The 21,298-nt window shown below is 51.7% G+C and carries 21 protein-coding genes; 11 read left to right on the top strand and 10 right to left on the bottom strand.

The genetic code is table 11. The features are described from left to right. Positions 1 to 463: 463 nt before the first annotated feature. Positions 464 to 1,537, bottom strand: a complete 1,074-nt coding sequence (locus JT719_RS13470; RefSeq protein ID WP_207433855.1) for an anhydro-N-acetylmuramic acid kinase — start codon at positions 1,535 to 1,537, stop codon at positions 464 to 466. Between the two features lie 102 nt (positions 1,538 to 1,639). Between JT719_RS13470 and JT719_RS13475 the strand changes: the two genes are divergently transcribed. Both JT719_RS13475 and JT719_RS13480 read left to right on the top strand, forming a co-directional pair. After that, positions 1,640 to 1,948: an ArsR/SmtB family transcription factor gene (locus JT719_RS13475; RefSeq protein WP_048921996.1), complete on the top strand. Its 309-nt coding sequence runs from the start codon at positions 1,640 to 1,642 to the stop codon at positions 1,946 to 1,948. 305 nt (positions 1,949 to 2,253) lie between these two features. After that, positions 2,254 to 2,811, top strand: a complete 558-nt coding sequence (locus JT719_RS13480) for a Riean_0653 family protein (RefSeq protein ID WP_207433856.1) — start codon at positions 2,254 to 2,256, stop codon at positions 2,809 to 2,811. A 71-nt stretch (positions 2,812 to 2,882) separates the two neighbouring features. Here the strand turns inward: JT719_RS13480 and JT719_RS13485 are convergent, their stop codons facing one another. Beyond that, positions 2,883 to 3,836, bottom strand: a complete 954-nt coding sequence (locus JT719_RS13485) for a phosphodiester glycosidase family protein (RefSeq protein WP_207433857.1) — start codon at positions 3,834 to 3,836, stop codon at positions 2,883 to 2,885. 75 nt (positions 3,837 to 3,911) lie between these two features. Then, on the bottom strand, positions 3,912 to 5,186 hold the full coding sequence (gene hemA / locus JT719_RS13490) for a glutamyl-tRNA reductase (RefSeq protein WP_207433858.1): 1,275 nt from the start codon (positions 5,184 to 5,186) through the stop codon (positions 3,912 to 3,914). A 181-nt stretch (positions 5,187 to 5,367) separates the two neighbouring features. On the opposite strand from hemA, the gene JT719_RS13495 reads away from it, so the two are divergent. Further along, the gene (locus JT719_RS13495; RefSeq protein ID WP_207433859.1) at positions 5,368 to 6,555 is read left to right on the top strand and encodes a sensor histidine kinase; all 1,188 of its coding nucleotides are present in this window, start codon (positions 5,368 to 5,370) and stop codon (positions 6,553 to 6,555) included. Between the two features lie 42 nt (positions 6,556 to 6,597). Here the strand turns inward: JT719_RS13495 and JT719_RS13500 are convergent, their stop codons facing one another. The 3 genes from JT719_RS13500 to JT719_RS13510 all read right to left on the bottom strand — a co-directional run bounded on the left by JT719_RS13500 (position 6,598) and on the right by JT719_RS13510 (position 8,932). Then, positions 6,598 to 7,287, bottom strand: coding sequence for a peptidase associated/transthyretin-like domain-containing protein (locus JT719_RS13500; RefSeq protein ID WP_207433860.1), 690 nt, complete (start codon positions 7,285 to 7,287; stop codon positions 6,598 to 6,600). Between the two features lie 108 nt (positions 7,288 to 7,395). Further along, the gene (locus JT719_RS25245; RefSeq protein WP_207433861.1) at positions 7,396 to 8,046 is read right to left on the bottom strand and encodes a carboxypeptidase-like regulatory domain-containing protein; all 651 of its coding nucleotides are present in this window, start codon (positions 8,044 to 8,046) and stop codon (positions 7,396 to 7,398) included. Between the two features lie 142 nt (positions 8,047 to 8,188). After that, a complete protein-coding gene (locus JT719_RS13510; RefSeq protein WP_207433862.1) occupies positions 8,189 to 8,932 on the bottom strand; it encodes a carboxypeptidase-like regulatory domain-containing protein in 744 nt (247 codons plus the stop codon). A gap of 93 nt (positions 8,933 to 9,025) precedes the next feature. Between JT719_RS13510 and JT719_RS13515 the strand changes: the two genes are divergently transcribed. Together JT719_RS13515 and JT719_RS13520 are read left to right on the top strand one after the other, a co-directional pair. Continuing rightward, on the top strand, positions 9,026 to 10,768 hold the full coding sequence (locus tag JT719_RS13515; RefSeq protein ID WP_207433863.1) for an amino acid permease: 1,743 nt from the start codon (positions 9,026 to 9,028) through the stop codon (positions 10,766 to 10,768). Between the two features lie 161 nt (positions 10,769 to 10,929). Beyond that, the gene (locus JT719_RS13520; protein ID WP_207433864.1) at positions 10,930 to 11,352 is read left to right on the top strand and encodes a hypothetical protein; all 423 of its coding nucleotides are present in this window, start codon (positions 10,930 to 10,932) and stop codon (positions 11,350 to 11,352) included. A gap of 9 nt (positions 11,353 to 11,361) precedes the next feature. Here JT719_RS13520 and JT719_RS13525 read toward each other — a convergent pair whose 3' ends face one another. Together JT719_RS13525 and dusB are read right to left on the bottom strand one after the other, a co-directional pair. After that, the gene (locus JT719_RS13525; protein ID WP_341350764.1) at positions 11,362 to 12,270 is read right to left on the bottom strand and encodes a DMT family transporter; all 909 of its coding nucleotides are present in this window, start codon (positions 12,268 to 12,270) and stop codon (positions 11,362 to 11,364) included. 359 nt (positions 12,271 to 12,629) lie between these two features. Continuing rightward, positions 12,630 to 13,628, bottom strand: a complete 999-nt coding sequence (dusB, locus tag JT719_RS13530; protein ID WP_207433865.1) for a tRNA dihydrouridine synthase DusB — start codon at positions 13,626 to 13,628, stop codon at positions 12,630 to 12,632. 56 nt (positions 13,629 to 13,684) lie between these two features. On the opposite strand from dusB, the gene JT719_RS13535 reads away from it, so the two are divergent. The 4 genes from JT719_RS13535 to JT719_RS13550 all read left to right on the top strand — a co-directional run bounded on the left by JT719_RS13535 (position 13,685) and on the right by JT719_RS13550 (position 17,738). Next, complete coding sequence (locus tag JT719_RS13535; RefSeq protein WP_207433866.1) at positions 13,685 to 14,629, top strand: CPBP family intramembrane glutamic endopeptidase; 945 nt, start codon at positions 13,685 to 13,687, stop codon at positions 14,627 to 14,629. A 73-nt stretch (positions 14,630 to 14,702) separates the two neighbouring features. After that, positions 14,703 to 15,533: a phosphatidate cytidylyltransferase gene (locus JT719_RS13540; RefSeq protein ID WP_207433867.1), complete on the top strand. Its 831-nt coding sequence runs from the start codon at positions 14,703 to 14,705 to the stop codon at positions 15,531 to 15,533. Positions 15,534 to 15,661: 128 nt separating this feature from the next. Then, complete coding sequence (locus tag JT719_RS13545; RefSeq protein ID WP_207434307.1) at positions 15,662 to 16,936, top strand: Glu/Leu/Phe/Val family dehydrogenase; 1,275 nt, start codon at positions 15,662 to 15,664, stop codon at positions 16,934 to 16,936. A 115-nt stretch (positions 16,937 to 17,051) separates the two neighbouring features. After that, positions 17,052 to 17,738 (top strand): phosphatidylserine decarboxylase family protein, encoded by a 687-nt coding sequence (locus JT719_RS13550; RefSeq protein WP_207433868.1) that lies wholly within the window; start codon positions 17,052 to 17,054, stop codon positions 17,736 to 17,738. 178 nt (positions 17,739 to 17,916) lie between these two features. Here the strand turns inward: JT719_RS13550 and JT719_RS13555 are convergent, their stop codons facing one another. Further along, positions 17,917 to 18,399, bottom strand: coding sequence for a GAF domain-containing protein (locus JT719_RS13555; RefSeq protein ID WP_205500614.1), 483 nt, complete (start codon positions 18,397 to 18,399; stop codon positions 17,917 to 17,919). Between the two features lie 187 nt (positions 18,400 to 18,586). Then, on the bottom strand, positions 18,587 to 19,624 hold the full coding sequence (ribD, locus tag JT719_RS13560; protein WP_207433869.1) for a bifunctional diaminohydroxyphosphoribosylaminopyrimidine deaminase/5-amino-6-(5-phosphoribosylamino)uracil reductase RibD: 1,038 nt from the start codon (positions 19,622 to 19,624) through the stop codon (positions 18,587 to 18,589). Between the two features lie 77 nt (positions 19,625 to 19,701). Here ribD and prmC point away from each other — a divergent pair, with 77 nt between their 5' ends. After that, positions 19,702 to 20,559, top strand: a complete 858-nt coding sequence (gene prmC / locus JT719_RS13565) for a peptide chain release factor N(5)-glutamine methyltransferase (protein WP_207433870.1) — start codon at positions 19,702 to 19,704, stop codon at positions 20,557 to 20,559. Positions 20,560 to 20,699: 140 nt separating this feature from the next. Continuing rightward, a complete protein-coding gene (locus JT719_RS13570; RefSeq protein WP_207433871.1) occupies positions 20,700 to 21,290 on the top strand; it encodes an acyltransferase in 591 nt (196 codons plus the stop codon). The last annotated feature ends 8 nt before the right edge of the window (positions 21,291 to 21,298 follow it).

The following is a 21,298-nucleotide window of genomic DNA, read 5'->3' on the forward strand; positions in this document are numbered from 1 at the left end:
AGCGTAGGGACGGTTTGTCTATGGATTTATGAGCGGCTCTTTGCATAGCTGGCTATGTGCGCTCACGGCCGCGGGGCCCCGTCTTCCGCGCTCGCGCTGTACCAGCTTCCTTTGCTCCCTTTCGGTCGCAATGCCTGCGGCACCGGAACCTGCTAAGGCGCTCGCCCGAAAGACTGGAATCGGGGAAAAGCAGCAGAAGCAGTAATGCTATTGGGCCTCGTATTCTCGTAGAGACAAGGCACTGCCTTGTCTCCTGCACGCATTTCCTTTCCATGGTTCAAGTCTGTGACTTGGACCTACCATGATGGCAGTTTGCAACTGCCCTGAGGCGAGAGCCTCAAAGACACGATTGCTGATCCGCTGGCGCGAGCGTCCCGCTCGTGCCTTCTACATCAGGAAAGAAGTTGTGTCCTCAATAGACTATCAATTTCAGGCCTCTTTTACAGGAAACAGCCCTGAAATGCTAGTTCCAGTAGATGGCGCCGCCGCAGTTATCGTGTTGGGCGCCGGTGACGCTGCGGAGGCAGTTAGGTTCTTGCCGCCAGCGGAGTACGCCCAGAAACGCGAAAATGAGGGCTTCTTTGAAGTTTACCAACTCGGGCTCCGGCACCACCACGTCAAAGTCTGGTCCCAGATAATATCTGATCTGCTCTACCAGGAAAGAGTTGAAAGCGCCGCCGCCGGTAAGCAGCAGTTTGCCCTGGGCTACGGAAGAGTGCTGTTTGACCGATTGGGCAATCTGCCAGGCAATGTGGTGACAGGCGGTGTGCAGTTTGTCCTGTACCGGAAGCTTAGAGTCTTTGATTGCTTTCAGGCTGTAGGTATCGGCCCACTCTTTTCCAATGGATTTGGGAAAAGGAGCCGCGAAATAACTGGGCTCGTTCAGTTTGTCAAACAAGCCCTGGTTGAACTGGCCGGAGCGGGCGAACTCTCCATTCCTGTCAAAAGGTTGGCCCAGTTGCTCGGCCAAAGGGTTCAGCAGCATGTTGCAGCAGGAAATGTCAAAGGCTACCCTGCGGTCCTGGCCTTCCTGCGAGATGTTGGAGATGCCGCCCAGGTTCAGGCAGAAATCATACTCAGAGAACAGCAATCGGTCCCCGATGGGTACCAGGGGAGCGCCTTGTCCGCCCAGGGCGATGTCTAGGGTGCGGAAGTCGCAGACCACAGGCCGGGCGGCGGCGGCGGCCAGGTATGCACCGCTGCCTACCTGAAACGTAATGTGCAATTGCGGCTGGTGAAAAACCGTGTGGCCGTGCGAGGCAATGAAATCTACCTGCAAATTATTTTGTTCTATGAAGGCTTTTACCAACTCGCCCAAATAGTGTCCGTACGCTCTATCAGTGGCAATTATTTCGGCGGCGCTTACCTCTGTGAGGCCTGCTAAACGTTGCTCCCAAATATTTGAATATGGAACTGTTTCAGTATTAAGTATTTTATATATCCAATTGTGATCATTATACGTAAATCTGCAATAAGCCAAGTCAACTCCGTCTAACGAAGTGCCGGACATGATACCTATAACATGGTAAGTCGCCATGCGTTAAAGTAACGTAATGTTCAGGTAGTAAGCAAAACGGACTGCCGGGCGGGTTTAATGGGCGCGTTTGCGCATTATGTAGTACAGGTTTTAGTGTTCCTTATGAAAAGTTTATTATCCAGAGTGGAATCAAAGAAGATAGATAAGGCGGCGTCTATGCTGAAGGTATTGGCGCACCCAAAAAGGCTGGCCATCGTGGATCTCCTGGGTAAGGAAGACAAGATGACTGTGACGGAGATTTATAATTACCTGGATTTACCCCAGGCAATTGCCTCACAGCATTTGATCACGCTGAAAGACAAGGGGGTGCTCTCGTCTTTTAAAGTAGGCACCAAAATCTACTATTCCCTTTCTATTCCCAAGCTGATTGATGTGATTGACTGCTTAGAGGAGTGTTGCGGTGACCTTTAACCTGTAGCGCTCCTGTTCGCGTAGTTCTCCCCCATCAAGTAAGTAATCCCAGGAACCGTTTCCAGCCTGTTTTCTAGAAAGTAGGCCAGAAACGGTTTTATTTTTTCTGAAGAACACCAGAGAAAGCGAATGGCTATAAACTCCATCTGGAGAAGGAAACCTCTGCACGGCAGAGGTTTTTTTATTGGGGGAGGATTATTCCAGTAAAGAGTTTCTTATCTTTTACTACATATTCCTATCCAATATTATATCTCAGATGTACAGCCTGTCATTCTATGGATTGCTTCCGTAACAAATTCGGTTTCATGCGCTTTTTGGCAAGCGTATGTCTGCTACTTGCTCTAACCATTTCCTGCTCTGATGACGATGATGATGACGGGCCACGCCTTCCCGCGGCTACGCGGCAAGGACTGAACACCTTTGGTTGTTTGGTGAACGGAAAGGTACATGTGCCTAAGGGGGGCAGTTTTTTTGGTGATAAATCCTACGAGTGCTATAACATGTACGTATTCCAGTCCTACAATCCCGTGAAAGGCTGGTTTTTCAAGGTCTCTGCCTCGGATTTGGAGAGTCCAGACAAGCCGGTGGTAACGTTAGGTACCTACGCCCTAGAGATCATGGAAGGAGGAGTGTACCCCCTGACGACCCCCTATATCGAAGGAAGGGCATTCGGAGATTACTTCAGAAAAGCTCCAGCGGGGCTAGAGTGGCACAGCGTATCCTACCCGCTCACGGGCGAGCTGCGCATCACCAAGCTGGACCACCAGAAGAGGATTGTAGCGGGCACGTTCTGGTTCGATGCGGTGAACTCGGCGGGCGAGAAGGTGGAGGTGCGGGAAGGCCGCTTTGACATGAGGTTTTAAGCAGGAACTCTAAGCTGTGTTTCTGGCGTGTTTCTTCTAAAACAGGCCAAAAACACAGTTCAGGTTGTCGCTTACTCTTTATACTTCAACACCAGCACGGCAGGCACGGGCCGCTGCCCTTCTTTATCTGAGGGTTTGATGGTGTCTTTGCCTTTCACATACAGGGCGCTGGAGCCGCCGCCATCTAAGTTCAGAGCTTCCTGGCAGCCCAGGTCTACCATGAGCTTCGCCAATTGGTCTAAGCTGGCGCCCTCGGCAATGCCTTTGTTGCGGCCTTCCACCATTAAGATGATGAGCTTATTGTCCGGCGTATAACCCATAACGGTACGCGGGTGCGGACCCCGGAAACTGGCGCCGCCGCGCATCTCTTCCTCAGCGGTGATGCGGACTTTGCCGTTCTGCACCAATACCGGGCCGCCACCCACGGCTGTCTGCGGTTTCCAACGCTTGATCTCTTTTACGGTGCGCTTGGAGGGTTCAGGTGCCGGTTGGCCATTCAGGTCAGAGTCATAGGGTGCGGCCAGTTCCACGGTCTTTTTCTTTTTGCCCACGTTATAGGCCCAGGCCACATCGGCGGTGCGGTTGCGGAAGAACCCGATGGCGCCGGTGGTAGGATAAAACGTGAGGGTATCGGTGCCTTTGGGGTTTTTGCGCCTTACCGAGGCTTGCGGTGCCAGCACTTTCCCGTCATTGATGACCAGGTTCAGGTTGCTGTTGTCGGCGAAGGAGAAGAACGTGGTGTTCACTACGGCCAGCACGTTGCCGGACTCCTGTGCATAGTATTGCTGCGGCGTGTAGCGCTTGCCGTTGCCCACGCGTGTCAGGATTTCCAGTTTGGGGTCTTTCAGATCGGCTTCCAGGTAGTAGGCTTTGAACGGTTTGCCATCCAGCGAATCTGCCGTGGTGAACACTTTCACGGAGGCGGGCAGACCTTGCTGGTATTGGGGCGAGGGAGACCATTTCACCTGAGCGAAACCGTAGACGCTTACCAGCGCGGCAGTGAGGGAGAGGAGCAGCTTTTTCATGCCGCCAATATAAACGAAAGCGGGACACTCTGTAAAGAATGTCCCGCTTTGTATAAGGGAAATAACAAAGGCTAATTAGCCGTGGTTCTCTGCGTGCTGTTTCTCCAGGTCAAACAGATCAGTAAGCACGTCAATGAGGGTTTCGGCCTCGCCGCGTTTGCAGGCGGCTTTGAGTTGCAGTACCGGCAATTTGATGATCTTCTGCATCATGGATTTGGTGATCTCGTCCATGTGCTTGGCTTCCTCGGCGGAAAGCTTCTTCATGTAACGGGCCATCTCCTCCTGACGGATAGACTCCAGCGCGTTCTTCAGTTTCTGGATGGTAGGAGACACGTTCATCTCTTTGCTCCAGTCTTCAAACCCGGCAATAGACTCGCTGATGATCTGTTTCACGTGCGGCACAGCATCCAGACGGCGTTGCAGGGCCTCAGAGGCTTTGCTCTGGATGGTGTCAATGTTGTACACCAACACACCCGGAATCTGCTCAACCTCAGGCTCTACGCTGCGCGGTACGCTCAGGTCAATGAAGAACTTGTAAGAAAGAACGTTCAGGCGGCTTACCATTTCCTTGGTGAAGAACGGCTCATCGCGGGCAATTGAGGAGATGATCACATCGGCCTCTTTCATGCCTTCCACCAGATCCTCAAACGGTAATACCTGAAGACCACACTCATCGGCCAGGATCTGGGCCTTGGCTTGGGTGCGGTTAGATATTTTTACGTTGGTGAAGTCTGAGTCTTGCAGGTGGCGGCACACATCGGCGCCAATCTCACCTAAGCCAACTACCAAGATCTTAGGGTTGGCGATGTCAGCGGTAAGGCTCTCTACCAACTCCAGGGCGGCGTAAGAAGTAGAAGCGGCTCCGTCTCTGAACGAGGTCTCCTGTACTACGCGCTTGTTGGTGAAGAAGATGGTGTGCAGCAGGCGGTGCAGGAACGGTCCGGCGGCCTCGTTGTCTACACTCCACTGGTAAGCTTGTTTTACCTGGTTAGAGATCTGCATGTCACCTACCACCTGCGCATCAAGGCCCATGGCCACGTTGAACAGGTGCTGCACGGCATCTTTGTGCTCGTTGACAATGGTGAAGTAGTCCAGGTATTGGGAAATATTCTGAATACCCTTGCTGATGCCCAACAGCTTCACGATCTCGTGGCTGTAGTCAGCGTCAGAAGTGTAATACACCTCGGTGCGGTTGCACGTGGAAAGAACTAATATGTCAGTTGCCTGAATGAAATTTTTGAGCGTTTGCAGGAACTGTCGGCACGACCCCTCATCCAAGGCGATAAGCTCTCTTATGTCTAAGGGAGCTTTTTTATGTGAAAGACTGACGGCTCTAAAATTGTGAAGCATACGGCAGTTTTGAAATAGCATGCAAAATTACTGCGCTATCTTTTAAAAATGAATATCTTTTTTATCTTTCTGTTATTTGTACTCATTCCAAATTACAGAAGACAGACGCTTCTTGTGCTATCTTCGTTAACAAAGAACTCAAACCCAAGACGGACGTACTCTCTCTAGCGTTGCCTTGTACATGATTCCAACCTCCATTTATTCTAAAAGATCACGGCTCAAGCTCCTGATCATTGCGTTTGCCCTTGCCATTGGAGCGGCTACCGTTATCTATTCTAACCTATTGGTAGTCAGGCTTTCTGAGCGTGAACAGCAGCTGATTGATCTCTACGCCAAGGGTTTGCGCTACATGATCAATGCTGAGATTGACTCAGACAACCTGGTGTTTATCCAAGAAGAGATCATTGACGCCAACCGCACGGTGCCGGTTATTCAGACCGATGAAAAAGAGAATGTCATCGCTTATAAGAACCTTGATATCCCCGAAAAGATTTCCGAAAACCGCAAAAAAAGGCTTTTGCAACGCGAAATAGCCAAGATGAAGGCGCAGCACAAGCCCATTGTGGTGTCTTACCAACAGGAGTTCAAGAACTACATTTTCTATAAAGATTCTGAGTTGCTCACCCAGTTGCGCTACTACCCGTACGTGCAGCTCACGGTCATTGCCTGCCTCTCAGTCATTGCCTATTACGCCTTCAGTTACTCGCGCAAAGCCGAGCAGAACCGCGTGTGGGTGGGTCTGGCCAAGGAAACCGCGCACCAACTGGGCACGCCGCTGTCTTCGCTCATGGCCTGGTTTGAGTACCTGAAAAGCAGCCCTAAATTTGAGAACGAGCCCATTGTGGAGGAACTGGGCAAAGATGTGCGGCGGCTGGAGATTATCACGGAGCGGTTCTCCAACATAGGCTCAGTGCCGGTGCTCAAAGACGAGCCGCTGTTGAAAGTGGTGGAGAATGCCATTGCCTACCTGCGCAACCGCGTCTCCAGCAAAGTGTCTATCTGCGTGGAATCTGAGTTTCCGCCCGAGACTACGGCCAAAGTGAACGTGCCCCTATTTGAGTGGGTAATTGAAAACATCTGCAAAAACGCCGTAGACGCTATGGAGGGCAAGGGCAGCATTACGTTGCGGTTGGTAAAATCCAACACCAAGGGCGCCATTGCCCTGGATATCCAGGATACCGGCAAAGGGATTCCTAAGACGAGGCAGGAAGAGGTGTTCCTGCCCGGTTACACTACCAAGAAGCGGGGGTGGGGCCTTGGCCTGGCGCTTGCCCGCCGGATCATTGAGAACTACCACCAGGGCCGCCTGTACGTGCGGTGGTCTGAAGTGGGGAAAGGAACTACGTTTAGGGTTGTGTTGAACCGATAGGGTGTTTTGGGCATGGTTTAGAGAAAGAAGCTGGGAAACGCGCTAGCGGAAGAAATCCTCTATTCGGTAGAACACGTTTTTGGAAAAGCTAGTGTCTCTTGCTGGGACTCCGATGACAGAAATGCCGCCCAATACTCCTTGAAATTCATTGTGAATAGCCTTCTCTGGCAGCAGCGCAATCCTTATTGCCTGTAGGTTTTCAAAGTCTGAAAGACGGAGCCGTTGAGTTTGATAGCCAACCGCGGAGATTACCATCCATTGGTTCTCCAGCGGCATTGTGCTAGAGAACGGCAGACGGAAATTGCCTAGAGCATCTGCCTTCGTCTCCACGGTGTCGTTCAGCCTAATAGTTACAAGTGCTGATTTCCCACCTGCCAGGATATTCCCACTCATAGAGGTGCTGTCCTGAACAGGAGCAGAGGGAGAAAGAGGATGCCTGGTTGTCGGTAGGAGTTCTATTTCTGTGCTAAGTTGTTGAATTTGCTGGGCAGCAGTTGGCCGAGCGGATATCCATGTTGCTAAACCCAGAATCAGGGCCGGTAAAGTCCATTTCTTTCTGGAACCAGCTTTGGGCCTGAATTCCCGTTCCAGTTGATCTTCACGGAACCTTCCGCAGCCATTTCCAGAATGTTTCGTCAGCCACGCCATCACCTCCGCATCAGACATGGCCGTGAAGTCAGTCACCGTTTTCTGGCAGTTCTGGCAGAATCTTCCTTGAATGAGAGGCGTCATGGAAGCCCAGTCTTCAAGGCAAGGCTGTGGTATGGAGACAGAGATGCGGTTTCTGAACATATATCCTGTTTTGAGGCTGATTTCTGGAATAAAGGCCGGGAATAAAATCTAAAAGAGTTTTTCCTTTAGCCGCTGCAAGAAGTTAGACTGCGGTTTGTTTTGCTGAACCGGAGGGTTCCTCACCAATTGTACATTCCCTGCCACTACTACAACTTCTTTCAGGGAGGCACGATCTGGCCGCAGTCTGATTTTATTGGAAACTTGGGAGTTTAATTCTTTCAGAGGAATAGTCTCTGTCATGTAGCCAATAAAAGAGACGACGAGCGATAGGTTTTCTTTGGCTGTTCCCTCCGGAAGCACAATTTCAGATTCTCCGTGAACGCCACTAACTTTTGCTATGGAAGTTCCCGCGAGCCGCACGTTGACACCGGGCATGGGTTCTAGGCTGGAAGAATCCACAAATATCCCTCTGAAAATAGAAGATGAGGGTACGGCAGAATTGGGGATTATAGAAGGTGAGGCCTGCACACGCTCCTGTGCAGGAGTTTGTGTGTTTAAAGTCTGTGCTTCTGCGGTTTTGGAGCTTAGCCAAGCCAAAATCCCCATTAAAGCAGCCCGCCATGCCCGTTTTCTCTGTGGCAAAGTCACGGTTATTAACTCTCTGCCTAACTGGTTCTCCCGGAAACGCCCACAGGTGTTGCCTTTCTGTTTGTAGATCCAATTCACCACCTCTGCATCAGTCATCTTCGTAAAATCCACTACCGTTTTCTGGCAGTTCTGGCAAAAACGGCCTTTCTCTTGTGGAAGCATCCTGCTCCAGTCTTCGTGGCAAGGCTGTGGTATGGAGACGGTGAGGCGGTGAGTTGGCATGGCTTGTTTCTTAAAGTGACGCAAAAACAGATTAGGAGAACAGTTGCTTTACCTTCTGAAAGAATCCAGGTTCAGGTAATGGTTTGTTAACCTGAATAGCTATACCCCCTAAAACTGAAGTGTCTAAAGTCATGACTATCTCTGATTTCTCCTGTTTAAGTAATTTAGAAAGCTTTACTTCTTTCATCTCATACCCAATAAAGGCGAAAGTGACTTTCTGCTTCTTATTCACTAGGTGAGCAGGAATAGATAATTCAAAGTTACCGTTTCGGTCAGCTGGAACCCCGATAGAAGTTCCTTTCAACATAATGGTTGTTCCAGGCAAGGTCTCCTTGCTTCGTGCATCTACCACCTTGCCTTTTAAAATAACTTGGCTAACAGGTTTTTCAGAAAGCTTTTTTGTTTCCCTTCCCAGATTCTCAGAAGCGGCTTGTTGGCCTGCACTAGAAATAGAAGTAGGTACTTGCTTTGCTTCAACGTTTTTGGTGCTTAGCCAGGCAGATAGGCCCAAGGCTATGGTTCGCAATGTCCAGCGCTTGCGGTTGTAAGTGGCTGCTGTTAATTCTTTCCCCAACTGATTTGGCCTAAATCTTCCGCAGGTGCGACCTTCCTGATGGGAAAGCCAACTCACCACCTCGGCATCGGTCATCTGAGTGAAATCCACCACTGTTTTCTGGCAGTTTTGGCAGAAACGGCCTTGAAACTGAGGCGACATGCTGTGCCAATCTTCCTGGCACGGTTGGGGCACGGAAACGGTGAGATGACGGACAGGCATAGGGGAGCGGTTTCCCTAAATATACGTATAGACCACTGCGTTCAGAATATTTTCCTTAACTTTTACCCTGAATTTTTACACCCATCAGAACAAGTGAGCCTAAAAAGTCTTTTTCGCCGCAAGAGCCTAAGTACTATATTACATACCCCGCCCGCCGATGTAGAGTCCCACGTGGGAACGGTACACGAGGGGTTGGAGCGTAACTTAACCGTCAGAGATTTAACTTCTTTGGGGATTGCCGCCATTATTGGGGCCGGTATCTTCAGCACCATTGGGAACGCGAGTTATGACGGAGGGCCGGCGGTATCTTTGCTGTTCGTGTTCACGGCTATTGCGTGTGCGTTCTCCGCGTTGTGCTATGCCCAGTTTGCGGCTACCATTCCGGTGAGCGGCTCGGCGTACACCTATGCCTATACTTCTTTTGGGGAACTAGCCGCCTGGATCATTGGCTGGGCGCTGATCATGGAGTACACAGTGGGGAACATTGTGGTGGCCATCTCCTGGAGTGATTACTTCACCGGTCTTATGAGCGGCGTGGGCCTGGATATACCTATCTGGCTCACCATGGGAACGCAGAGCGCGCACAAAGGCTATGAGGCCGTGCAAGCGCTGCTGCAATCGGGGCAGCCACTTTCGGCGGCAGATCCGGCCCAACTGGAAGCCTATAACGCCTGGGTGGCCGCGCCCGATTTTCTGGGCGGTAAACTGGTGGTAGACCTGCCTGCCTTCCTCATCAATTTCGTGATCACTGCTTTGGTGTACATCGGGATAAAAGAGTCTAAAAACGCGTCTAACCTGCTGGTGCTCCTGAAAATGGCAGTGGTGTTGGTGGTGATTGCCGTGGGAATATTCTACGTGGAGCCCGCCAACTGGAGCCCGTTTGCGCCTAACGGAATTGGAGGGGTGCTGAAAGGCGTATCGGCGGTATTCTTCGCGTACATCGGGTTTGATGCCATCAGTACCACCGCCGAGGAGTGTAAGAACCCGCAGCGTGATTTGCCCCGGGCCATGATTTACGCGCTCATCATCTGTACCATTCTGTACGTGTTCATCACGCTGGTACTTACGGGAATGGTGCCTTACAAAGAACTGGCGGTAGGTGATCCGTTGGCGTACGTGTTCACCAAGGTTGGGGTAGATTGGCTGGCCGGTGTAGTGGCGGTGAGTGCCATCTTTGCCATGGCCTCGGTGCTGCTGGTGTTCCAGATTGGGCAGCCCCGCATCTGGATGACCATGTCCCGCGACGGTTTGCTGCCCCCGGTGTTCTCTAAAGTGCACCCGCGTTTCAGGACTCCGTCTTTCTCTACCCTGGTAACGGGCTTCTTTGTGGGCGTGCCTGCGCTCCTGCTGAACATGGATCTGGTAATTGACCTCACCAGCATTGGTACCCTCTTCGCGTTTGCGTTGGTATGCGGCGGTATTCTCATCATTGACCCGCACGGCACCTCCGATGCCCGCTTCAAAGTGCCTTATCTGAACGGAAAACTGTGGGTGCCGCTTTTGCTTGCCGTGGCCGGAGTGTTGGTGCTGATCTACAACCGCGATGCCGTGAATGAGTTCTGGTCTGCCGTGGCCGGTAACGGCGGGTATGAAGAATTCCGCCACCAGATTCCCATGCTGGTATTCCTGATTTCCTGCGTGGTGCTGGCGTTTGCCTCTTTCAGAAAAAGTTTGTCATTGCTGCCGGTTCTGGGGCTTCTGACCAACCTCTATCTGATGACCCAGTTAGGCGTGAACAACTGGCTGCTCTTTACCGTTTGGCTCCTGATTGGCCTGGGTATTTACTTTGGGTATAGCTATAAACACAGCAAACTGGCTGTGCAAAATAGGGCTTAGGAAAGTAGAAATACGAAGATTGCCGGGCAAGTACGGTTTTTGATTAGAAAGGTTACAGAAACCGGCAACTTTTTGCCAAAAATTTTTACCTTGCTTAAAATGTAAGCAGGGAGATACCCGTATTGCGCCTGCTATCTGCCAATTTCTAATAAGCCGAGGTCGTGATTGAGAGAGAGATTATAGAAAGCAGCCTGCAACTGACGTACAGAAGGGATCTTGAAATCCTGTTCCTTCGGTGGTTCCGCCAACCCGATTCTGAACAATTACGCCAAGGGTATATGCAGGCCCTGGAGTTAGCCAAAGAGGTAGGCGGTGCTTACTGGATGTTTGACCTACGCAGTAGGGGCCCGGTAGCTGGGGAAGATGAAGCCTGGTTGCTTCAGACGTTTTTCCCGTTAATTGAAACAGAGTTGGAGCATACCAACTACCTCGCTAACCTGGTGACCCCCAGCCATTACGCGCACATAGTAGCGAACTATGGGTTGGATTTTGTGAACAACTTCAGTGAGCAAACCAAATTAGGCATTTTTATGGCTGAGCAGGAAGCGGTGGCGTGGCTCCTGAAAAGCCGCGCCGATAGATAATCTCTTCCTTTATTTCGCTCTGTTCACCAGCAATACGCCACCCAGGATAATGGCCATGCCCACGTAGTGCATCAGGTGGATGGTCTCACCATCGGCTACGCCCCAGATCAACGCCACAATAGGCATGAGGTACGTAGAGGTGCTGGCAAACAGCGTATTGGTCATGTGGATGAGCTTGTTGTAAAACACCAACCCAATGGCCGTACTGAAAACCGCCAGCAGCGTGATATAGCCCAACGCTTCCCAGGCCTGCGGCTGAGTAGCCATTTTTTCGAAAAACGAGGTAGTAAACAGGTAGACAAACGCAATTGGCCCCACCGTCAGCAAGGCCAGACTGGCCATGGTCAGCGGCTTGATGCCCGCCAGGCAGTGTTTGATGATGTTCAGACTACCGCCATACAAAATGGTAGCAAGTACCACGTACAAGCCATAGAAAGAATTAGAGGAGGTTTCCTGGGCGCTGCCCGAGAAAATCAACACGGCCGTGCCGCCAATCCCAATCAAAATACCTAGCACCCGCAGCAACGTGATCTTCTGCTGAAAGAAAATGGCGCCAATAATAAGCGTGAACAAGGCCGTCAACGAATTCAATACCCCGGCCAGACCGCTCGCCAGCTTGGTCTCGGCGTAGGCGAACAGGAACGCCGGAATCAAGTTGCCGATCAGGCCGCTTACCAACAGGAACTTCCACTGGCCCGGCTTAGGTGCTTTTAGTCCTTTCAGCGCGAACGGCAGCAAGGCCAGCATGGCAATGGTGATCCTGACCGCGCCCAGCTCATCTGAGGAGAAGACCGCCAGGCCTTTCTTGATAAGGATAAAAGAAGTGCCCCAGATAAGGGAAAGTCCCGCTAAGATGACCCACGCCAGCGCGGGCGTGGAAGTGGTGGCCGAGGCCTGTGGGGTAGTTGTGGTGGACACGGAAAGAGCTTGAAAAATGAAGAGGCAAAGATAAGGGTTGGCCAGACGTTTTGACGCCGTTTTGCTGAAAACAGGCTGGAAAAGGTATTGGCGCAGACACTCGTAGGACCTTCGGACGCTACGAGGTCTTAGAACTGGCGGTATTACTTTATCAAACCTCACAGGTTTTTAAAACCTGTGAGGTTTTTCCAAGAACTGTTGAAAGTCACCACAACACCGCTCACTCAAAAGACCTCGTAGTGTCCGAAGGTCCTACGAGTGTCTCTGCCAAAGACTGATGCCCCTGCAAACAAAGAAGCGTTTCAGCGCCGATTTCCATAAATCAGTCCTGAAACGCTTCTCATTATAATGTAAGAGCTTTACACCTCGGCGTACTCCATGGAGTTGGCGATCTCGTCCAGGATGGCGTAGATCTCGGCCGGGTCTTCGGTCTGTACCAAACGCGTGCGGTAGCTTTTCACGTTAGGCAAACCTCTGAAGTAATTGGCGTAATGACGGCGCATCTCAAAAATGCCCAGGCGCAGACCTTTCCACTCCAGGCTCTTGTCAAAGTGCATTTTGCACATGTCAATGCGCTCCTGGATGGTGGGCGGTGCCAGCAGTTCGCCGGTTTGCATGTAGTGCTTCACCTCCCGGAAAATCCAAGGGTAACCGATAGAGGCGCGACCAATCATGACCCCGTCAACGCCATATTTGTTTTTGTACTCCACGGCTTTCTGCGGCGTGTCAATGTCGCCGTTCCCGAAGATAGGGATCTGGATGCGCGGATTTTCTTTCACTTTCTGGATCAGGGTCCAATCGGCCTCGCCTTTGTACATCTGCACGCGGGTACGGCCGTGAATAGTCAAAGCCTGAATCCCGATGTCCTGCAAGCGCTCGGCTACTTCCTCCACGTTTTTAGTGGCATCGTCCCAGCCCAGGCGGGTTTTCACCGTCACCGGCAAGCCGAAAGGCTCTACCGCTTTCACAATAGCCGAAGTCATGGCCACCATTTTGGGCACATCGCGCAGCAGGGCCGCGCCGGCGCCTTTGCAGGCCACGTTCTTCACCGGACAGCCGTAGTTGATGTCAATTAAATCTGGACCTACCTGCGCCGAGATCACCGCCGATTCGCGCATGGAATCAATATCGGACCCGAAAATCTGGATCCCGATGGGTTGCTCGTAATCAAAGATGTCCAGTTTCTGGCGGCTCTTGGCCGCATCGCGGATAAGCCCCTCAGAGGAGATGAACTCCGTATACATTAAGTCGGCGCCGTTGGCCTTGCAGACCGCCCGGAAAGGCGGATCGCTGACGTCTTCCATGGGGGCCAGCAGCAGCGGGAACTCCGGAAGCTCTATCTTGCCGATTTTTACCACGTGATTGAGTTTAAATATTTCGCGTAAATTTACCTCATTAAAACCACACCGCCTATATGAAAGGTTTCATCTCGCCTTCGCTGCACCCTTTTAAGTCACTTTTACTGTTTACTTTGTTTGTGATGGCGGGTATGTTCATTGGGAATTTCCTGGCGATGCTGCTGGTAAAGGCCATCTGGGGCTATGGCATAACCGAGACGGCCAATATGCTGGCCCGGCCCAAAGATTACCCCGAGAGCCGCAGTGCCCTGGTGTTGTTCCAGGGCGTGGTGCACCTGGCGGGATTCACCATCTCGTCTTTGATGTTTCTACGGGTGTATGCCCACCGGCCGGCCGATTACCTTTCGCCGCGCAGCAGCGTGCCGTTCCATTTGCTTTTGGGCAGTGCCGTGCTCTTGTTGGTGATTATGCCCGCGGCCTCCTGGCTGGTGCATTGGAACGCCAACGTGGATTTCCCGGCGTTTATGGAGGGGTTTGAACGCTGGGCCCGCGAAAAAGAAGACACCCTGCGCGAACTGACCCTGGAACTGACCAAAATCACCACCATTCCGCAGCTGGTCTTAGGTTTGCTGGTGTTTGCCATATTGCCCGCCGTGGGCGAGGAATTGGTCTTCAGGGGCGTGATTCAGCAGGAGTTGCAGCGCTGGTGGCGTAATCCGCACCTGGCTATCTGGGTGTCGGCGATCATCTTCGGGTTGATTCATATGCAGTTTTACGGCGTGGTGCCGCGCATCATGCTGGGCGTGCTGTTCGGGTACCTGTACTGGTGGTCGGGGAATATTCTGGTGCCTATCATCGGGCACTTTATCAATAACGGGTTTATGGTGCTGATGATGTACCTGGCCCAGCGGCAGGCGGTGACCATGGATGTGGACTCCACCGAGCCGGCCGGCGTGATGCTGTCTGTTATTTCCCTGGTAATCACGGCTGCGCTGCTGTACAGCTTGTACAGAAACTTCCGGCAACAGCCCATTTCCCCTCAACCAGAACCTCGTTTTTAACCTCAAATTCAGAAATCGGCCCGAAAACCGGCGTAGCTACATCCTTCGCCTTCGTCCGTATATGCCCTATTAAATGGAGAATCAAAAGAAAGAATTAAGCAACCTGCAACTGCGTGTACTGGCCGGCGTGATTGGCGGAGCCGTTTTTATAGGGGCTATCTATTGGAATCAGTGGACTTTTTTCCTGCTTTTCCTGGTGCTCACGGTGCTGGGCCTGCTGGAGTTTTACCGCCTGCTGTCAGAGAAAGGCTTCTTCCCGAACGAGTTCTTTGGGGTGCTTGCGGGCGTATCGCTGTACGGCCTGGTTTTCTGGGGTAGTTTCGCAGAATTAGACTCAAAATGGATGTTTCTGTTGCTGCCGGTGGTGTTTCTCACGTTGGTAGCTGAGATGTACCGCAAGAAAGAGCAGCCGTTTGTGAACATTGGGCTTACGCTGTTGGGGGTGCTGTACATTGCTGTGCCGTTCTCGTTGCTGCACCTGCTGGCTTTTCTGCCCGATAGATACAGCTGGCAGATTATCCTGGGTATTATGTTTCTGATCTGGGCTTCTGATACGGGGGCTTATGCGGCCGGCCGGACCTTTGGGAAAAACAAATTATTTCCCCGAATTTCGCCTGGCAAAACCTGGGAGGGCTGGGTTGGCGGCGTGCTCCTGTCTCTGGGCGTGGCCTGGTTGCTCTCCCGTTATTTTGAAGACCTGGACCTGGTGCGCTGGCTGGGAATGGCTGTGCTGGTCTCCATCTTCGGGGTGCTGGGCGATCTGGTAGAATCTATGCTCAAGCGCAGCCTGGGCGTGAAAGACTCCGGAACCCTGATTCCGGGGCACGGCGGCATTCTGGACCGCTTTGACAGTCTCATCCTGGTGGTGCCATTTCTGGTCGCCTTTCTGGAATTGATGCGCTAAATCTCTGCTGATAAAAACGCCAAACGTTAGTTTTGTTTTAGGAATTTGGTAATTTTGAGCCCATATTTTACCTCTGAATTATTAAATTACTAATTATGGCAGCATATAAGGCAGTGATTCAAAGCAAAATGGCCTATAAAGAGCCGGCGCCTATCAAAGACAAGGAAAATCCTTTTGAGTCTATGATGTCCCGTTTCAACATTGCGGCGGAAGTGTTGGGTTTGGATGATGAAACGTATGAGGTCCTGAAATCGCCGGCCCGGCAGGTGATTGTGAACCTGCCCGTTACCATGGACGATGGCCGTGTAAAGGTTTTTGAAGGCTTTAGAGTAGTGCACTCCAACATATTAGGCCCTTCCAAAGGCGGTATCCGCTATGACAAAGGTGTTTTCCTGGACGAGGTGAAGGCCCTGGCTGCCTGGATGACCTGGAAATGCGCCGTAGTAGACATTCCGTACGGCGGAGCCAAAGGCGGTATTGTCTGCGATCCTTCCACCATGTCTGCCGGTGAGATTGAGCGCCTTACCCGTGCCTATACCGTTGCTTTGATTGACACCTTCGGCCCAGACCAGGACATTCCGGCCCCGGACATGGGTACCGGCCCACGCGAGATGGCCTGGCTCATGGACGAATATTCCAAAACCAAAGGTATGACCGTGAACTCGGTAGTGACAGGGAAACCGTTGGTACTGGGCGGTTCTTTGGGCCGCGTGGAAGCTACCGGACGCGGGGTAATGGTTTCCGCCATGGCGGCGATGGAAGTATTAGGCATGGACCCAACCCAATCTACGGCCGCGGTGCAAGGCTTCGGGAACGTGGGTTCCTGGGCGGCTAAACTGCTGGCCGAGCGTGGCGTGAAGATCCTGGGCGTGAGCGATGTGAGCGGTGCCTACTGGAACGACAACGGCATCAACATTGAGGAAGCCATCGCCTACAAAAATGCCCACAACGGTCGTCTGGAAGGTTTCTTAGGCGCAGAGCCCATCAGCAATGAAGAACTGCTGACCTCTAAAGTAGACGTGTTGGTGCCTGCCGCAGTGGAGGATGTGATCACCGCCCATAACGCGCATTTGATTCAAGCCAAACTGATTGTGGAAGGGGCCAACGGACCAACATCGGCCAACGCAGATACCATCATCAATGAGAAGGGCATTATGGTAGTGCCAGATATCCTGGCCAACTCCGGTGGGGTAACTGTGTCTTACTTTGAGTGGGTGCAGAACCGTTTAGGCTACAAATGGAGCCTAGACATGGTCACCGAGCGCTCTGACCGGATCATGACCGAGGCCTTTAACAAGGTGTACGCCACCTCGCAGAAGTTCAACGTACCTATGCGCATTGCGGCCTACATTGTGGCCATTGACAAAGTAGCCCAAACCTACAAATTCCGCGGAGGCTTCTAAGTACAGGCTTCCCCGCAACGGTCAGAATCACATAAACTTGCCGCCTCCGGTCTTTTTTTTAGACTGGAGGCGGTTTTTTTTATAATTTTGTTTCTTAAGCCTAAGAAAGCATCTGATGAAAATTCATAAGGAAGGACGAAAGATCCTGTTTTTTACCTTGTTGGGCCTCCTGGTCGTGAACTTGGTGCTTTATTACTTCAACAGCGAACACCTCACCTTCAACCGGATCTTCTCCGCAATTTCCTTCATCGTTTTCCTGCTGATTCTGCAGTTTTTCCGCAGCCCGTACCGCAATCTGCTGCTTCATGAAGACCTGGTGGTAGCTCCCGCCGATGGCAAAGTGGTGGTGATTGAGAACGTGGAAGAACCCGAATATTTCAAGGATGTGCGCAAGCAGATTTCCATTTTCATGTCGCCCATCAACGTGCACATTACCCGTAACCCGGTGTCTGGCATTGTGAAATACTTCAAGTACCATCCAGGACATTACCTGGTGGCGTGGCACCCAAAGTCCAGCACCAAGAACGAGCGTACCACGGTGGTAGTGGAGTCTCTGGCGGGTCCGCAGGTATTGTTTAGGCAGATTGCCGGGGCTATGGCCCGCCGCATTGTGTGGTATGTAACCGAGGGTGATGAAGTAAACCAGGGCGAGGAGTTCGGGTTCATCAAGTTCGGTTCCCGCGTAGACATCTTCGTGCCCGTAGACACGGAGGTGAAAGTGGAATTAGGTCAAAAAACCAAAGGCGGCCAGACGGTAATCGCTCAGCTGAAGACCAGCAACACCGGTTCTTTCTTTAGCTAGTAGTTGGTATCACGTATCACATAGCAAGTAGCACGACTCCCGAGGAGTCCCATAAAAACGAAGAAGCCTCATCTAATCCAGATGAGGCTTCTTCGTTTTGGGGCTGTTTTTCAGAAATCGGGCCTGAATCGGCAAGTCTAAAGTCGTGTTACTTGATACGTGCTACGTGATACTAAACTTAGAACCAGTTCTCGGCCAGTTTCATCAGTTGCTCCAGATATTTCTGGTCTACTTCGTCAAAATCATCCAGGCGGTCGCTGTCCACGTCCAGCACCATTTTCACTTCACCGTCTTTGATCACGGGTACCACAATCTCAGATTTGGAGGCGCTGCTGCAAGCGATGTGGCCCGGGAAAGCCTCCACGTCTGGTACTACAATGGTCTCGCGGCGGGTGTAGCAGGCGCCGCATACGCCTTTATGGAACGGGATACGGGTGCAAGCCACCGGCCCCTGGAAGGGCCCCAGCACCAGTTGGTTTTCTTTTACCAGGTAAGCGCCCACCCAGAAAAAGTCAAATCCTTGTTTCAGGGCCGCCATTACGTTGGAAAGATTGGCGATCAGGTCAGTCTCGGGGGCAACCAGTGCTTCTATCTGTGGAAGCAGGGCTTTGTATTTCTCTTCTTTGGAGAGCGTGGTGTCAATAAATAAGTCTTCGGCCATGGGTAATGTGCTAATTGGTAAATGTGCCGATGTGCCAATGCACTTGAAGCACAATAATTTCTTGAACGGCAAAGGTAGCCCTGCTAGTTTCCTGGAGCAACTGTCCTGGAGGAAACCAGCAAATTGGTAAAGCTTTGGCTTGTTTGTTTTGGTGCTGTTTTGCTTGGAAGAGCCCCAAAACAGGTGTTTACGAGTTGATGTTCCGGTAAATGGTTAGTTCGTCATCGCCCACCAGGTTGCGGGAAGAAAACGGAAGAGGAGGAAAATGAGGTGCTTTGATGCCATCTCCTAACTTAACCGGACTCTTGAAAACCCGGACCTCGTCCCAGAGATTTTGCTGCAGTAAGGCTTCCAGTAGTACTGTGCCGCCTTCCATCAATACAGACTGTACGTTGCGCTGATACAGATCTGCGAGCAGTTGCTCCAGAAAGTTGCCCTCGGGAGATAAGGAAACAAACTCGGTTTGGCCGGTGGGTTCCTTCTGCTGTAAGGTATAGATGAGCGTGGGCTGGCTGTCATCCAACAGGTGGTGAGTGGCCGGAATCTGCAGTTGTTTGTCAATGGCTATCCTGAGCGGCGATGGCCCCGGGTAATGCCTGGTGTTCAACTGCGGATTGTCATGGAGCGCGGTGCGGGTGCCTACCAGAATGGCCTGCTCCTCGGTGCGCCATTTGTGCACCAACTGTTTCGCTAGAAGCCCCGAGATCTGGCAAGGCTGGTAGTTGGGCAGGGCAATGAAACCATCGGCGGATTGCGCCCATTTCAGCACTAGGTACGGGCGTTTCTGTGTCTGGAACGTGAAAAAGCGCCGGTTGAGCTCCAGGCCTTCCTGCTCCAACACCCCAATATGAACCTTGCAACCGGCATTCACGAGTTTCTGGATTCCGCGTCCGGCCACCAGCGGGTTAGGATCAGTATTACAGATGACCACGTCTTTTACGCCGTGTTGGATCAGGAAATCTGCGCAGGGCGGGGTTTTCCCATAATGCGAGCAGGGTTCCAGTGTCACGTACACGCGGCTTTTGGGCAGCAGGCTTTTGTTTTCAACGTTGTTGATGGCATTGACCTCGGCGTGCGGGCCGCCAAACTTCTGGTGCCAGCCTTCGCCTATGATCTGGTCACCGTGTACCACCACACAGCCTACAATGGGGTTAGGTCTGGCTTGTCCGGTGCCCAATGCTGCCAGATCCAAAGCCCGTTGCATGTATTTCTCGTCGCTGCTCATGTATGTATTTACGCGTTCCGGTGGTTTCTTTGCCCGAATATCGGGTGTTTTTTCAGAAATTGCCTAAAACTGACAGTATGCTCACCATTGGAGAGATTTTAGAGAACCTGACCCGCCAATTGCAAACGCTTTATGAAGAGCCTGAAGCCCGCACCATGGCCGAGTGGGTGTTACAGCACGCGTTAAGAGTAGGTCGGTTCGAACTCCTGCAACGCCGGAAAGACCCTGCCCCGGATGGATTACAAGCCCAGGTGCAGCAGTACCAGGAACGTCTGTTGCAGCATGAACCCCTGCAGTACGTTTTGAGTGAGGCTTCTTTCTACGGCCGAGATTTCACCGTAACACCCGCCGTCCTGATTCCCCGTCCTGAGACGGAAGAGTTGGTGCAAAAAGTCATCAAAACCTACCAGCGCCAACCCCAGGTACGACTATTGGACATTGGAACCGGCAGCGGCTGCATTCCCATTACTTTGGCGGCAGAACTGCCTCAGGCGCAGGCCTGGGGCCTGGATGTCTCGCCCGAAGCCTTGGCAGTGGCAAAATCAAATGCCGAAAAGCTTGGTCAGAAGGTAGAGTGGCTACTGCAAGACATACTTCAGGAGATACCAGCCATCGAGCCGCACAGCCTGGATGCCGTGATCAGCAATCCACCTTATGTATTGGAAGAGGAAAAAGCCCTGATGCGGCAAAATGTACTGAACTTTGAACCTTCACTGGCGCTATTTGTGCCCAACGAAGACCCGCTGCTGTTCTATCGGCGTATTGCGGTGGTAGCACAGCGATTATTGAAGAAAGGCGGAAAGCTGTTTTTTGAGATAAATGAGAAATTTGCGCAGGAAACGAAAGAAATGCTGCACCAGATGAACTACCAGAATGTGCAAATTTTTCAGGATTTACGGGGGAAAGACCGCATGTTGGAAGCCGCCTGGGGCTAAATGCAAATTGAGGCGGGGGATTTAACCGCCTGATCTAATAAATATTATAAAAACGCTTACCTTTGCGCTTGCAAAAAAAATTATATCCAAAGGGCGCGCTCATCCGTAAAGAGCCCGACTCTTTTGAAAGGAATTTGTTCATGACGCATTCTGCTCCCCCTTACACTGCCCATGAGACCGCCGTTATAGATGATGGTTGTCAGATTGGAGAGGGAACCAAAATATGGCACTTTTCGCACATCATGCCCGGGTGTGTGATCGGCAAACGATGCAACATCGGCCAGAATGTAGTTATTTCCCCCGGTGTAGTGTTAGGGGAGAATGTCAAAATCCAGAACAACGTATCGGTGTACAGCGGGGTGGTGTGCGAGGATGATGTCTTCCTAGGTCCCTCCATGGTGTTCACCAACGTGCTCAACCCCAGAAGCGCCATCAACCGGCGTGACCAATACCTGAAGACCTTAGTGCAAAAAGGAGCCAGCATAGGAGCCAATGCTACTATTGTGTGCGGCCATACCATTGGAGCCTATGCCTTGATTGGAGCCGGGGCGGTGGTGACCAAAGATGTGCCTCCTTATGCTTTGGTGTATGGTAACCCCTCTAAGCAGCACGGTTGGGTAAGCGAGGCAGGGCATAAGTTGGCTTTTAATGAGCAAGATGAGGCTGTTTGCCCCGAAACGGGCGAGAAATATATTTTAGCTAATAACCAAGTAACCAAATTATCCATTTAAATAGATTA

The sequence above is a fragment of the Sabulibacter ruber genome (genome assembly GCF_017355955.1).
GTDB classification, from domain to species: domain Bacteria; phylum Bacteroidota; class Bacteroidia; order Cytophagales; family Hymenobacteraceae; genus Nibribacter; species Nibribacter ruber_A.

Coding starts and splice junctions, on each gene's coding strand:
- ribD (WP_207433869.1), bottom strand. CDS start 19,624: ATGAGCAGCGACGAGAAATACATGCAACGGGCTTTGGATCTGGCAGCA.
- JT719_RS13550 (WP_207433868.1), top strand. CDS start 17,052: ATGAAAATTCATAAGGAAGGACGAAAGATCCTGTTTTTTACCTTGTTG.
- JT719_RS13480 (WP_207433856.1), top strand. CDS start 2,254: ATGCGCTTTTTGGCAAGCGTATGTCTGCTACTTGCTCTAACCATTTCC.
- JT719_RS13535 (WP_207433866.1), top strand. CDS start 13,685: ATGAAAGGTTTCATCTCGCCTTCGCTGCACCCTTTTAAGTCACTTTTA.
- JT719_RS13555 (WP_205500614.1), bottom strand. CDS start 18,399: ATGGCCGAAGACTTATTTATTGACACCACGCTCTCCAAAGAAGAGAAA.
- JT719_RS13485 (WP_207433857.1), bottom strand. CDS start 3,836: ATGAAAAAGCTGCTCCTCTCCCTCACTGCCGCGCTGGTAAGCGTCTAC.
- prmC (WP_207433870.1), top strand. CDS start 19,702: ATGCTCACCATTGGAGAGATTTTAGAGAACCTGACCCGCCAATTGCAA.
- JT719_RS13570 (WP_207433871.1), top strand. CDS start 20,700: ATGACGCATTCTGCTCCCCCTTACACTGCCCATGAGACCGCCGTTATA.
- JT719_RS13540 (WP_207433867.1), top strand. CDS start 14,703: ATGGAGAATCAAAAGAAAGAATTAAGCAACCTGCAACTGCGTGTACTG.
- JT719_RS13510 (WP_207433862.1), bottom strand. CDS start 8,932: ATGCCTGTCCGTCATCTCACCGTTTCCGTGCCCCAACCGTGCCAGGAA.
- JT719_RS13545 (WP_207434307.1), top strand. CDS start 15,662: ATGGCCTATAAAGAGCCGGCGCCTATCAAAGACAAGGAAAATCCTTTT.
- JT719_RS13475 (WP_048921996.1), top strand. CDS start 1,640: ATGAAAAGTTTATTATCCAGAGTGGAATCAAAGAAGATAGATAAGGCG.
- JT719_RS13495 (WP_207433859.1), top strand. CDS start 5,368: ATGATTCCAACCTCCATTTATTCTAAAAGATCACGGCTCAAGCTCCTG.
- JT719_RS13470 (WP_207433855.1), bottom strand. CDS start 1,537: ATGGCGACTTACCATGTTATAGGTATCATGTCCGGCACTTCGTTAGAC.
- JT719_RS13500 (WP_207433860.1), bottom strand. CDS start 7,287: ATGACGCCTCTCATTCAAGGAAGATTCTGCCAGAACTGCCAGAAAACG.
- hemA (WP_207433858.1), bottom strand. CDS start 5,186: ATGCTTCACAATTTTAGAGCCGTCAGTCTTTCACATAAAAAAGCTCCC.